Origin of the sequence: Leucobacter sp. 7(1) (genome assembly GCF_900163635.1) — a bacterium.
In the GTDB taxonomy this organism is placed as follows: Bacteria; Actinomycetota; Actinomycetes; order Actinomycetales; family Microbacteriaceae; genus Leucobacter.
On the sequence record NZ_FUID01000081.1, the window covers coordinates 15,268 to 27,916 of the forward strand.

The 12,649-nt window shown below is 67.7% G+C and carries 12 protein-coding genes and 1 tRNA gene; 8 read left to right on the forward strand and 5 right to left on the reverse strand.

Annotation, left to right across the window (positions count from 1 at the left end; all coding sequences use genetic code 11):
• Positions 1-89: 89 nt before the first annotated feature.
• A complete protein-coding gene (locus tag FM113_RS15180) occupies positions 90-1,076 on the reverse strand; it encodes an epimerase (RefSeq protein WP_087015675.1) in 987 nt (328 codons plus the stop codon).
• A 155-nt stretch (positions 1,077-1,231) separates the two neighbouring features.
• Here FM113_RS15180 and FM113_RS15185 point away from each other — a divergent pair, with 155 nt between their 5' ends.
• Positions 1,232-2,524 carry an adenylosuccinate synthase gene (locus FM113_RS15185; RefSeq protein ID WP_087015676.1) on the forward strand — a complete coding sequence of 431 codons (1,293 nt, stop codon included), beginning with the start codon at positions 1,232-1,234 and terminating at the stop codon, positions 2,522-2,524.
• A gap of 3 nt (positions 2,525-2,527) precedes the next feature.
• Positions 2,528-2,824 (forward strand): chorismate mutase, encoded by a 297-nt coding sequence (locus FM113_RS15190; RefSeq protein ID WP_087015677.1) that lies wholly within the window; start codon positions 2,528-2,530, stop codon positions 2,822-2,824.
• A 58-nt stretch (positions 2,825-2,882) separates the two neighbouring features.
• On the opposite strand, the gene fdhA is transcribed toward FM113_RS15190, so the two are convergent.
• Positions 2,883-4,094 (reverse strand): formaldehyde dehydrogenase, glutathione-independent, encoded by a 1,212-nt coding sequence (gene fdhA / locus FM113_RS15195; RefSeq protein WP_087015678.1) that lies wholly within the window; start codon positions 4,092-4,094, stop codon positions 2,883-2,885.
• A gap of 226 nt (positions 4,095-4,320) precedes the next feature.
• Here fdhA and FM113_RS15200 point away from each other — a divergent pair, with 226 nt between their 5' ends.
• Positions 4,321-5,286 (forward strand): AraC family transcriptional regulator, encoded by a 966-nt coding sequence (locus FM113_RS15200; protein WP_176387255.1) that lies wholly within the window; start codon positions 4,321-4,323, stop codon positions 5,284-5,286.
• 52 nt (positions 5,287-5,338) lie between these two features.
• Positions 5,339-7,240, forward strand: coding sequence for a heavy metal translocating P-type ATPase (locus FM113_RS15205; protein WP_087015680.1), 1,902 nt, complete (start codon positions 5,339-5,341; stop codon positions 7,238-7,240).
• Between the two features lie 22 nt (positions 7,241-7,262).
• On the opposite strand, the gene FM113_RS15210 is transcribed toward FM113_RS15205, so the two are convergent.
• Together FM113_RS15210 and FM113_RS15215 are read right to left on the reverse strand one after the other, a co-directional pair.
• Positions 7,263-8,222, reverse strand: a complete 960-nt coding sequence (locus tag FM113_RS15210; protein WP_254909036.1) for a 3-methyladenine DNA glycosylase — start codon at positions 8,220-8,222, stop codon at positions 7,263-7,265.
• A complete protein-coding gene (locus FM113_RS15215; RefSeq protein ID WP_087015681.1) occupies positions 8,219-8,602 on the reverse strand; it encodes an RNA-binding S4 domain-containing protein in 384 nt (127 codons plus the stop codon). The genes FM113_RS15210 and FM113_RS15215 overlap by 4 nt, the downstream gene beginning before the upstream one ends.
• A gap of 72 nt (positions 8,603-8,674) precedes the next feature.
• Here FM113_RS15215 and FM113_RS15220 point away from each other — a divergent pair, with 72 nt between their 5' ends.
• The 4 genes from FM113_RS15220 to FM113_RS15235 all read left to right on the forward strand — a co-directional run bounded on the left by FM113_RS15220 (position 8,675) and on the right by FM113_RS15235 (position 12,296).
• Positions 8,675-9,301, forward strand: a complete 627-nt coding sequence (locus FM113_RS15220) for a YigZ family protein (RefSeq protein ID WP_087015682.1) — start codon at positions 8,675-8,677, stop codon at positions 9,299-9,301.
• 39 nt (positions 9,302-9,340) lie between these two features.
• A complete protein-coding gene (locus FM113_RS15225) occupies positions 9,341-10,510 on the forward strand; it encodes a DNA polymerase III subunit delta' (RefSeq protein WP_087015683.1) in 1,170 nt (389 codons plus the stop codon).
• Entirely contained in the window at positions 10,510-12,099 is a 1,590-nt protein-coding gene (locus tag FM113_RS15230) for an alpha/beta hydrolase (RefSeq protein ID WP_087015684.1), read from the forward strand. Before FM113_RS15225 ends, FM113_RS15230 begins: the two co-directional genes overlap by 1 nt.
• A 121-nt stretch (positions 12,100-12,220) precedes the next feature.
• Positions 12,221-12,296 (forward strand) — tRNA-Thr (locus tag FM113_RS15235).
• Positions 12,297-12,437: 141 nt separating this feature from the next.
• On the opposite strand, the gene FM113_RS18315 is transcribed toward FM113_RS15235, so the two are convergent.
• A partial coding sequence (locus tag FM113_RS18315; protein ID WP_217896033.1) for a hypothetical protein occupies positions 12,438-12,649 on the reverse strand: 212 nt, incomplete at its 5' end.

Consider the following 12,649-nt stretch of genomic DNA (forward strand, 5'->3'; position numbering starts at 1 on the left):
GCACCGGCGCTCATCGAAGGGTGACTTTCCGGGGCTTCCCGCGGTGGCGAAGGCCCGGAAACTCACCCATGGATGAGCAGGGGCGAAGACTACGCCCGCCGCATGCCCGCGTCGACGTCGCGCACCGCGGGTTCGAGCTCCGGCCACGCGAACGTGTAGCCGGCCTCGGCGAGCACGGCGGAGGGTGCCCACCGGCTCTTGAGCACCATCTCGGATTCGGTGCGGAGCGCCCACGTCGCGGGTTCAAGCATCCACCGGAACGCCGGCAGCCCGATCCACGCGCCCACGGTGCGACGCAGGATCCGCATCAGGGTTCGGTTGTCGCTCACACCGGGGGCGGCGACGTTCACCGGACCGGCAAGCGTGTCGGTCGCGATCGCGAAGCGCACAATCCCCACAAAATCATCGATGTGCACCCACGTGAAGCGCTGTCGGCCGCCGGTGCGTGGCACCGCAGGCGGCGCCGGCGGTGTGGGGTGACTCCCAATGCCTCGGTACCGCCGATGCGGAAACCAGCGGCCGTCGAATTGCGGCCCACCCACGCCGAGTCGCGCGAGCCGCAGTAGCGTGTGCAGCGCCGGACCGTCGCCGAGCACCACGGACGTGCGGAGCGCCACCCGGCGCGTTTCGGGGAGATCCGCTGCCATGAACTCGCGCTCCCACGCGCGGGCGATATCGACCGAGAAACCGCTTCCGATCTCGCCATCGCGCTCGGTCTGCGGCCGATCCGTCGCGTGCCTGTAGATCGTGGTGGTGCTTGCGTTCAGCCACACCCTGGGTGGGTGTGCACTCGCAGCGATGGCGTCCGAGAGCGCGCGGGTCGTATCGATGCGTGAGCGCAGGATCTCGTCGCGGTTCGCGTCGGTATAGCGACAATCGACGCTCTTCCCGGAGAGCCCGATCACTGCATCCGCGCCGTCCACGAGGCGAAGTAGAGCGGCAGGGTCGTGCCACCCGACGTCGGCCCCCGTGCGACCGACGGTGGCAACCTCCCAGCCGTCGGCGGCGAGGTCTGCAGCCAGACGGGTGCCGAGGAACCCGGAAGCGCCTCCGATCACGATACGGCGCTTCGTCATGGGTCTCCCTGCAGCAGATCGTGAACGGTTGCGTCCCAGCCTATGCGGGGCGCGTGTCGGTGTCGCCCGCAGGCGGTGAATCTCCGCCCGGAGCGGTGTCAGAGGGGACCGGGTAGACTGGCTCGGTATTTGCCAGTGCTCAGAAAGGGGCTGAAATGCCCGCAGTACTCATCACCGGTGCCCAGTGGGGCGATGAAGGAAAGGGACGCGCGACCGACCTGCTCGGAAGCCGCGTCGACTACGTCGTCAAGTTCAACGGTGGCAACAACGCCGGTCACACTGTCGTGATCGGAGACCAGAAGTACGCGCTCCATCTGCTCCCGTCCGGCATTCTGACGCCCGGTGTCGTGCCGGTCATCGCGAACGGCGTTGTCGTGGACCTGGCAGTGCTGAAGCTCGAGCTCGACGCGCTCAAAGAACGCGGCGTGGACGTCTCGAAGCTGAAGGTCAGCGCCAACGCGCACGTGATCACCGAATACCACCGCACCCTGGACAAGGTCACGGAGCGTTTCCTTGGCAAGCGCCAGATCGGCACCACCGGCCGCGGGATCGGGCCGGCCTACGCCGACAAGATCAATCGTGTTGGTATCCGCATCCAGGACATCTTTGACGAGGGGATCCTGCGCCAGAAGGTGGAGGCAGCGCTCGAATTCAAGAACCAGGTGCTCGTCAAGATCTACAACCGCCGCGCCATCTCTGCCGATGACGTCGTAGCGGATCTGCTGAGCTACCGCGAGCTGCTCGAGCCGATGGTGTGCGACACCGGTCTGCTGTTGCACAACGCGCTCGCCGATAACAAGACGGTGCTCTACGAAGCAGGCCAGGCAACGATGCTCGACATCGACCACGGCACGTACCCGTTTGTGACGAGCTCGAACGCGACCTCCGGCGGTGCCGCGACGGGATCTGGCGTGCCGCCGCACGCGATCCAGCGCATCATCACGGTCATCAAGGCGTACACGACCCGTGTCGGTTCGGGTCCGTTCCCGACCGAGCTGTTCGACGAGATGGGCGAGTTCCTGCAGACCAAGGGCGGTGAGTTTGGTGTCACCACCGGCCGCGCCCGTCGCTGCGGTTGGTACGACGCACCGATGGCACGGTACGCCGCCCGTATCAACGGGGTCACCGACTTCGTGCTCACGAAGCTCGACGTGCTCTCGGGCCTGGAAACGATCCCCGTGTGCGTCGCCTACGACGTGAACGGCGTGCGCCACGACGAGATGCCCGTCAACCAGTCGGACTTCCACCACGCGACGCCGATCTACCAGGAATTCCCGGGCTGGTCCGAGGACATCACTGGCTGCCGCACGTTCGACGAACTGCCGAAGAACGCCCAGGACTACATCACGGCACTTGAGGCAATGAGCGGTGCACGGTTCTCCGCAGTTGGCGTTGGCCCGGAGCGCGAACAGGTGGTTGAGCTCCATGACCTGCTGAGTGAGGCCTAGGCCGTGTCGTCCCTGACCCCGGAGCAGCGCCTCGATCGACTGCGCTCGAGCATCGACAACATCGACGCTGCACTCGTGCACATGCTCGCGGAACGTTTCCGTTGCACGCAGGAGGTCGGGGTGCTGAAGGCGGAGAACGAGATGCCGGCGTCGGATCCCTCACGGGAGGCGCGTCAGATCGACCGGTTGCGCGGCCTCGCAGAGGATTCGCACCTGGATCCCGAATTCGCCGAGAAGTGGTTCAACTTTGTTGTCGCCGAGGTGATCCAGCACCACACGCAGATCGCCAACGAGCGGTAACCGGACGCACTGCAGGGCGGGTGGGCTTCGGCCCGCCCGCCCTGCAGCGTACTCCCGCTTAGGACACCATGCCGTGCGGGTCGATGACGAACTTCTGCGCGGCACCAGCGTCGAACTCCGCGTAGCCGCGGGGCGCATCGTCGAGTCCGATTGTGGTGGCACCCACCGCGTCGGCGATGTGTGCGCGATCCGCGAGGATCAGGTTCATCAGCTTCCGGTTGTACTGCTTCACCGGGCACTGCCCCGTGACAAGCTTGTGCGACTTCGCCCAGCCGAGCCCGAGCCGCACTCCGATCTGGCCGTGCTTTGCGGCCTCGTCGACAGCCCCGGGGTCGCCCGTGACGTACAGGCCAGGGATGCCAAGCGAAGCTCCGGCGCGTGAAATGCTCATCACGTCGTTCAGCACCGTTGCGGGTGCCTCAGCTGCGCCTTCGCCGTGGCCGCGCGCTTCGAAGCCGACCGCGTCGACCGCGGCGTCCACCTCAGGCTCACCCACGACGTCAGCGATCATGTCGGCGAGGCTGTTGCCACTGGAGAGGTCAACTGTGGCGCAGCCGAAACTGCGCGCCTGGGCGAGCCGGTCCTCGTTCATATCGCCCACGATGACGGTTGCCGCACCAAGAATCTGCGCCGAATACGCGGCCGCCAGGCCTACCGGGCCGGCACCGGCGACGTACACCGTCGAACCGGTGGTCACGCCCGCCGACACGGCCCCGTGGTACCCCGTGGGGAAAATATCGGAGAGCATCGTGAGATCGAGGATCTTCTCGAGCGCCTCGTCGCGGTCTGGGAACTTCAACAGGTTGAAGTCGGCGTAGGGAATCATCACGTATTCGGCCTGGCCGCCCAGCCAGCCGCCCATGTCCACGTAACCGTACGCCGCGCCGGCGCGTGCCGGGTTCACGTTCAAGCAGATGCCGGTCTTGCCCTCGTCGCACATGCGACAGCGGCCGCAGGCGATGTTGAACGGCACCGAGCAGATGTCGCCGACGCGGTGGAACAGGACATCCTCGCCGACCTCGATCACCTCGCCCGTGATCTCGTGCCCGAGGGTTTGGCCCACGGGTGCGGTGGTGCGGCCGCGGACCATGTGCTGGTCACTGCCGCAGATGTTTGTGGTCACGAGCTTCAGGATCACCGCGTGCGGTGCGGCACGTGAGATCCCGAGCCATTTGGCCACCTCAGCGGGAATCTCGAGCGTGGGATACTCAAGCGATTCAACCGCTACGCTCCCGGGTCCTGTGTAAACCACTGTCTTGTTGCCAGCCATGCCCATCTCCGATCACTGGGGGACGCCCCATCGCGTCCGATGTTCACCGTGTACACTCACCGGTACCCTCACGGTAGGTCGGGTCGAGCAGCCCAGAGTGTGCCGGGTCTGCTCGGGTGGTGTCACGGTCTGCACGGGCGTGCGCTCGGGCTCCAGACACCGGGTGCCGGCTGGCTGCGAGTGCAAACGCGAAGACGCGGTGTGGGCCGCGGAAGGGGCGGGCCGCATGACGATCGTGGACACGGTGAGCGTGACGGACGTGTCGGACTGGCAGCGAACGACGAGCCGTCTGTTATTTCCCCTGCGGTGTCGCGCGCGGGGCCCGGCATTTTCGGGCCGGATCACGCAGCGTGAAATCACCCCGGGGATGCGGGTGAGTCGGATCGAGACCGGGCCCTTCGTCGCAGAGCGCCCGGCCTCGCTGATTGCCGAGGATGCGGCGGACGGGGTACTTGTGGCACTCCAGCTCAGCGGGGAGTCGACGCTGCGGCAGCGTGGACGCGAGGCGACGGCACGGGCCGGCACCGTGATGATCTGCGAGGCGGGCACGCCCTCGCGATACGAGGTGCGTGAATCGGTCCAGACAATCATCACCCTGTACCTTGCGCCGGCGTACTCCGGGCTATCCGGCCGGTTGGCTGCCCGGGTGAGCGCGGTGCCGATCGACATGACTGTCCCCGGCCAGGTTGCGCTGCAAAGCCTCATCTCTGGGATCGATTCGCCCGAGTTGACGCTCGGTCCGGACACCGGGGAGAGTCTGGCACGTGCCGCCAGTGAGCTCCTTGCCGCCGTGGTGCGCGGGATCCTCGCCCCGCACGATCAGGTCCGGCAGCGTCGCTCCGCGCAGCTCTCGGAGTTGCGGCTTTCGCTCCGTGAGCAGTTGGGTGACGCGGAACTGACCGTGGATCAGCTGGCGGCCCAGCACTTCCTGTCAGTGCGTCAGGTGCACACTCTGTTCTCCGAGGAATCCGACACCCCGGCCGCCTACCTGCGGCGCACGCGCCTCGCGCACGCCGAGCGGCTGCTCCTGCTGCGAGAGCACAGCGGGATGACGGTGAGCGCGATCTCGCAGGCCAGCGGCTATTCAGACTCTGCGGCGTTCATCCGCGCGTTTACCCGGGAGCGGGGCACCTCGCCCGCGCGGTGGGCGGAGCTCCGAAAAGAACCGGCCCGAGAGCGCTCAGCCCAGTAGTCCCGATGCGCTCGCTATGGCCCTGGCTGGGGTTTTTGGAGAGAATGCACGTATGAACTGGATTCGCCGCGCGCTTCGCGCGTACCCCGCGGTCGCGATGACGCTGGCGGTGGGGGCGCTCGGCCTCCTGATGCTCCTCACGCCCTTCCGCGAGGCGGCGCCGTGGCTGGTCGGGGGATACGCCCTACTCATGGCCGCGTGGGAAGCCGTTGGCATGGTGCGACAGCTCCTGCGCGGGCATGCGGGCCTCGACATTCTCGCGGTGATTGCGATCACCGCCGCCGTGCTCGTCGGCGAACCCTGGGCGGCCCTCGTGGTGGTGCTGATGGTCACCGGCGGCCAGGCGCTCGAGGACTACGCCGAGAACCGCTCCAAACGCGAACTCACCGCCCTGCTGGAGCGCGCCCCCAGCCGGGCCACCCGCATCGTGATCGGAGAGCTCGACGAAGAGGGTGCTCAGCTCACGGAGACCGTTGACGTTGGTGAGATTGAGGTGGGTGACACGATCCTCGTGCGCCCCGGCACCCTGGTGCCCGTCGACGCGATCCTGCTCGACGACGAGGCGTCGTTTGACGAGTCATCGCTCACGGGCGAGAGTCTGCCCGTGGACCGTTCCGCGGGTGAGAAGGTCGCGAGTGGGGTGATCAACGGGAGTTTTGCGGTGCGGATGCGTGCAACCGCACTCGCGGGCGACAGTCAGTACCAGCAGATCGTGCGACTCGTTGAAGAAGCCCAGGGGAGCAAAGCGAAGACAGTTCGGATCGCCGACCGCTACGCGCTGCCGTTCACGGCGCTCGCGCTTGCGATCGCCGGGATCGCCTGGTTCGTGAGCGGCGACCCAGTTCGCTTCGCCGAGGTGCTCGTGGTCGCGACCCCGTGCCCGCTGCTGATCGCGGCACCCGTTGCGTTCCTGGGCGGCATGAGCCGGGCCGCGAAGGCAGGTCTGATCGTGAAGGGCGGGAGCACCCTCGAACAGCTCGCGAAGGTGCGCTCGGCGGCGTTCGACAAGACCGGGACGCTCACCACGGGTAAGCCCGAGCCCCGCCGTGTGATCGCGCAGCCCGGGTTCAGCGAAGAGGACGTGCTGCAGCTCGCCGCTTCGGCTGAGGTGTACTCCTCCCATGTGCTCGCGAGCGCTGTGGTGCGCGCAGCAAAGGCGCAGCGTCTGGGTCTGCTGCCCGTCACCGAGGCTGAGGAATTCGCGACAAACGGGGTCGCCGCCCGGTTGGCCGGTGGCCAGGTGCGGGTCGGGAAGCCGTCCTGGGTGCGCGAGGCCGCGCCGGATCTCGTACACGCCGAACTCGAGCCGGGCGAACTGGCGATCTACGTCTCGCGCAACGACCGTTTCGCCGGCACGATTGTGATGCGGGATCGGCTGCGTGACGACGCGATCGACACCGTCGCGGAGCTGCGCCGCAACGGGATCGAACGGGTGTTGATTGTCACGGGTGACGTCGCGGCGACCGCGAACCCGCTCGCTGCGAAGCTGCGGATCTCCGAGGTACACGCCGAGTGCACACCCGCGGACAAGGTGCGGATCATCGCGGACGTGCAGCCGCGGCCGCTCCTCATGACGGGGGACGGCCTGAACGACGCCCCGGTGCTCGCCGCCGCCGACGTCGGTTTCGCGATGGGAGCCCGCGGGTCCACGGCCGCCAGTCAGTCGGCCGATGTCGTGAACCGATTCGACAGGATCTCCGGGGTTGCGGACGCGATGCGGATCGGACGCGACACTGTGCGGATTGCGGTGCAGAGCATCTGGCTCGGGATCGGCTTCAGCGTGGTCCTCATGCTGATCGCCGCGTTCGGACTCCTCCCCGCAATCGTGGGCGCCTGGATGCAAGAGCTCGTGGATCTTGTTGCGATTCTTGGAGCGCTCCGTGCGATCCGGGGCCGGAAAGATCCGGCATCGGCGGATGCCGTGTCGGATCGCGAACGGGAGCCCGTGAGTTGAGTGTGGTCGGGGCACAGTCTCGCTACGCGGCGAGTGCCTCTGCCGGATCCGACAGAGGCACGCCCGCTGCCGTGCGCGCGATAGCGATCGCGGCGAGCACGCGCGTCCGGATCGCGTTGCCTCGCTCCGCAAAACCGCGCTGCAGGCGCGCGTACTCACGCTTACCGTCAGCGGTCTCAACCATGATGGGGATCAGCGGAGTACCATCCGCACCGTCGTACCCCGTGACGTCGTAGGGGGAGGCGCGCATGTCGACCTCGCGAATGTCGCGGGCCAGCACAAACGCGTCGAGCAGCACCTCGCCCGGGACGATCGGGCTGAGCTTCGCCGCCCACTTGTACACGTCCATGCCGGCGTGCAGGCAGCCCGCCTGCTCCAGTTCGACCTGGTTTTCTCGCGTTGGTTGTAGCGCATTCAGCGGCAGTGCCTCGGGCGTGAAGAACCGGAACGCATCGAAGTGACTGCAACCGATGCTGTGTGACTCGACCACCCTGTCGGTCTCCACGTGGCCGATCCGCAGCGGTAGTCGGGTGTGCCGCAGCTGCTCGGGGGAAAGGCGGTACACCATCGCCCACTCGTGCAGCCCGAAACACCCGTAGCGCGGGGTGCGGTCCAGCGTTGCCGAAAGCAGCCGTTCGATGAAGTCGACGGTGCGGCCCCGGCGCGTGAAAAACCCGGCAAGGTCCACGGTTGCGTCCGCGAGATCCGGCCCCGTCGCGCAATAGTGCCGCCACTGCCCGCGCTCGGCCCCGGCACCGGCGAGCACCACGTCGGCGCCCGCGTGCCAGCGGCCCAGCTCGCCCGGGCTCACCGAGTAGTAGGTCCACAGAAAATCCTCGATGGGGTGCTTCTCCCGGCGCACGGTGCGCTCCCGGTGCCCCGCGCTCAGTGCATCAGCGCGCTCGCGATGCGCGTCTGCGAGCGAGGTCCACGCTGCAGCGGGCAGTGTGTGGAGCGCCGGATCCCGTGTCGTCGCGCTCACGCCGGGTCCGAGGGGCGGCCGCGGAGCCTGTCGAGATCGCGACGGTCCCGCTTCGTGGGGCGCCCCGCGCCGGGATCCCGCACAACCGTGGTCGGGCGTTCCACCCTGGGTGGTGGCGGCGGGGTCAGATCTTCGAAGTGTTTGGCGGCCTCAACTGCACTGCCACGGCGCACGGGAAGCCCGGTCACACGGTAGATCCGCTCGGTACTGTGCAGGCGGACGCGCACCTCGTCACCGAGCCGAACGGCCTGCGCGGCCTTCGCGGAGGCACCGTTCACTCGGACGTGGCCGGCTCGGCACGCGGCGGTCGCTTGACTGCGGGTCTTCGCCAACCGAACACCCCACACCCAGGTGTCTACCCGTACGCTCTCGCCAGCCATAGACTCGATGGTACCGAGTCCGGGTGGAGCGCACCTTGGACGGGGCCAGAAACCAGGAACGGGGAGGGTGCGGTGTACGAGACCATTCGGTCAAGTGTCGACGCGGAAACCGAGATTTCTCGATCCCGGTTCCTGACAAGGCTGGAGCGAGTGACCTCGGAAGAGGAGGCCCGCGCGGTGATCGCCCGCGTGCGCGCCGAACATCCGCGGGCTCGTCATCACTGCTCCGCCTTTGTGCTCGGGGCCGAGGGCCGGATCCAGCGTTCAAACGACGATGGTGAACCGAGCGGTACCGCCGGGGCGCCCATGCTCGACGCGCTGACCTCGGCCGGGCTGCACGATGTGGTCGCCGTGGTCACCCGCTACTTCGGCGGCGTGCTCCTGGGTGCGGGCGGGCTCACCCGGGCGTACCGCGCCTCCGTCGCCGACGCCGTGCACCGCGCGCACAGGGTGCAGCGCGCGATCCGGCACGACGTCACCGTGCACAGCAGCTACGACGTGGCCGCGCAGATCGAGGCCGAGGCCCGCCGGCGCGGCTACGGGATCGGCGCGGTGGACTACACCGACCACGTTGCCCAGCGCTTCAGCGTGGCCGAAACCGAGATTGTCCCGCTCGCGGGTCTCGTGGCCGAGCTGAGCGCCGGGGCGGCCGAGTTCGAACGCGGCCCCGAAGGCTACGTGGACCTTCCCGGGGCATAGCGGAGCGGAGCTGTCAGGGGGTCGCGGTACGCTTCTCAAGTGGATTACTGGGCAGAGATCGTCGGTCAGACCGAGGCCGTGGAGACGCTGCACCGGGCTGCAGAGCCCGGGGTTGTCGCCGCACACGCGTGGCTGATCACCGGACCGCCTGGTTCCGGGCGTTCCAACCTCGCGTTCCGCTTCGCGGCGGCGCTCATCGCCCGCACGGTTGAGGCGCGGGCGAGCGTCTTCGATCAGGTGCGCGCGCGCACCCACCCGGATCTTGGCGTGCTCACCACCCAGAAACTCCTCATCGACATTCAGTCGGCGCGCGAGATCGTCACGACCGCGCACTACGCCCCCGCAGAGGGGCGCTACCGGGTCATCGTGATCGAAGACGCCGATCGGATGCCGGAGCGGACCTCCAACGTGCTCCTGAAAGCGCTCGAAGAGCCGCCGGAGCGCACGATCTGGATCCTCTGCGCCCCGAGCGAGGCGGACCTGCTGCCCACGATCCGCTCGCGTGCGCGCTCCCTCCGCCTCGTCACGCCTAGCCCGCAGGACATTGCGCGCCTCTTGCATGAACGCGACGGGATCGACGCCGCCGCCGCTGAGCGCGCCGCGCGTCTGGCGCAGAGCCACATTGGGATGGCGCGCCGCCTCGCGAGTGACGCTGATGCGCTCGCGCGCCGGGACCGCAGCGTCCAATTGGCGCTCGGCATCGCCACGCTCGGGGACGCGATGCGCGCCGCGGCAGCGCTCATCAAAGTTGCCGAGGCCGATGCCGCCGCGTTGACCGAGGAGCGCGATGCGCGCGAGCGCGAAGACGCAATGCGAAGCCTCGGGCTCGCCTCCGGGGCCGCCATCCCGCCGCAGATGCGCGCCCAGATGCGCGCACTCGAAGAAGACCAGAAACGTCGCGCCACCCGCAGCCTCAGAGACGGAATCGACCGGATCCTCACGGACTTGCTCTCCGTGTTCCGCGACATCGTGTTGCAGGCACTGATCCTGGAGCACTCGGGCAATGCCGGGACGCCGAGCACGATCGAGCTCATCAACCGCGAGGAGGCCGCCCAGATCACCGAGCGCGCTGAGCGCTGGGGTGCTGTCCGCGCGCTTGCCGCCGTGTCCGCCGTGGAGACCGCACGTGAGCGGCTGGGGCGCGGGATCACGCCCGGCCTGGTGCTCGAAGCCCTGTTCGCCGGAATCATCGCTGAAACGGAGGCCTGATGGCCCGCCCCGCTGCTGCCCGTCGCCTGAGCCGTCGGGGCCGCACGTCGGCTGCCGCAGTGGCCGGGTTCGCCGCACTGATCGCTCTCACAAGCTGCTCGCTGATCCCGGGTCTCCCGCTCGGGAGCGGCGGATCCGGCGCAGCTGCCCCGGCCCTTCCCGATGCCCCCGCGGGCACCATCGAGGGATTCGGGGAGCAGGAACCCGTCTGGGAGAATTGCGGTGACGGTATGCAGTGCGCGGACGTATTTGCCCCGCTGAACTGGGACGAACCCGCCGGCGAAACCATTACGCTGCGGCTTGTCAAGCACCCCGCAACCGGCACCGAGAAGCTCGGGACGCTGTTCGTTAACCCGGGCGGCCCTGGTGCCTCGGGGTCCGAATACATCATGAACAGCGTGGACCATGCCGTTCAGCCCGCGCTCCAGGACGCCTACGACGTGATCGGCTGGGACCCGCGCGGGGTCGGCGACTCCACCCCGGTCACCTGTTTCGATGCCGCGGGCATGGACGAGTACCTTTTCGGAGCGGACCCCGCCACCGCGGACCTCGAGCCCGGGAGCGACGCGTGGATCGAGGCGGCCCTCGCCTCCGAAGCGGAGTTCGGGGCAGCCTGCGTGGAGAACACGGGCGAGCTGATTGGCCACGTCGGCACAGACTCGACTGTGCGCGACCTCGACATGCTCCGCGCCATCGCGGGAGACCCGAAGCTGAACTACCTCGGTTTCTCCTACGGCACCTACATCGGCGCGCGATACGCGGACGCCTACCCTGACCGCGTGGGACGTCTCGTGCTCGACGGAGCGATGGATCCAGGCGCAAGCATGGGCGACGTGGTTCGCGAGCAGACGCTCGGTTTTGAGCAGGCGCTGCGCGCGTACACAAGCGACTGCCTGCAGCGCCGATCCTGCCCCCTCACGGGAAGCGTTGACGCGGCGATGGCGCAGATCGGCGCGCTCCTGGACCGGGTCGCCGAGTCCCCGCTCACCGGCTCCGACGGGCGCACGCTCGATTCCGGGGTCGCGCTTACCGCGATCATCACCCCGCTCTATTCGCAGGATATGTGGGGGTACCTCGACGATCTGTTTAGCTCACTTGCTGTTGACGATGCCGACCTGGCGCTGAGCCTCGCGGACTTCTACTACGACCGCCAAGACGGGCAATACCTCAGCAACTCCACCGAAGCGTTTTCCGCGATCAACTGCCTCGACTACCCGAGCAGAACGCTTGACCGCGAGCAGATGCGGGCGGACGCCGCCGAGCTCGCGGAGCTTGCCCCCACGATCGGGCGCTTCCAGGGCTACGGGGATGTGGGCTGTGCGGCCTGGCCTGTGTCCGGCTCGGGCGAGCGCGGTCCCGTGACCGGTGCCGGGGCTGCCCCGATCCTCGTGGTGGGCACCACCGGGGACCCGGCAACCCCGTACCGCTGGGCGGAGTCGCTGGCAACCCAGCTTGAGAGCGGCGTGCTCGTCACCTACGAAGGAGAGGGGCACACAGCCTCCACCACGAGCACGTGCGTGGCTGAGGTTGTCGACGAGTACTTCCTCACCGGCGCGGTGCCCGCGAGCGACCCGCGCTGCACCGCGTAGCGACCGGGACTGCCTCTGCGCGCGCCTCGAAGCGCACGCGCCCGGGAGTGTCGTGAGTGTGCTGGCGGTGTCTGCGACGTGCTAGAGTAATTGCTTGTGCGCGAGGGAAATTTCGCGCCAGGCCGCCTTAGCTCAGTCGGTAGAGCGATTCACTCGTAATGAATAGGTCACCAGTTCGATTCTGGTAGGCGGCTCCATTGCTTCTCCTGGTCAACGCCAAGCTTGGTGCGTCCTCCGCGTCGCTCCCGCGCCCGCTTCTGCCGCGCACCCCGCCGAGAACGCAATCCTGCACCTTTCGGGCGATGGCATCGTGCAAAAGTGGCTTCTCGAGGCACTCCTCATTGTGGAGGAGGCTTGGTCTTGGTCTTGGTCTTGGTCTTGGTCTTGGGCTTGGGCTTGGGCTTGGGCTTGGGCTTGATCTGGGTCTGGGTCTGGGTCTGGGTCCTGTCCAGGCCCCAGCACCCTGGTCTCCTCTCTCCTCTCTCCTCTCTCCTCTCTCCTTTCTCCTTTCTCCTTTCTCCTTTCTCCTTTCTCCTTTCTCCTTTCTCCT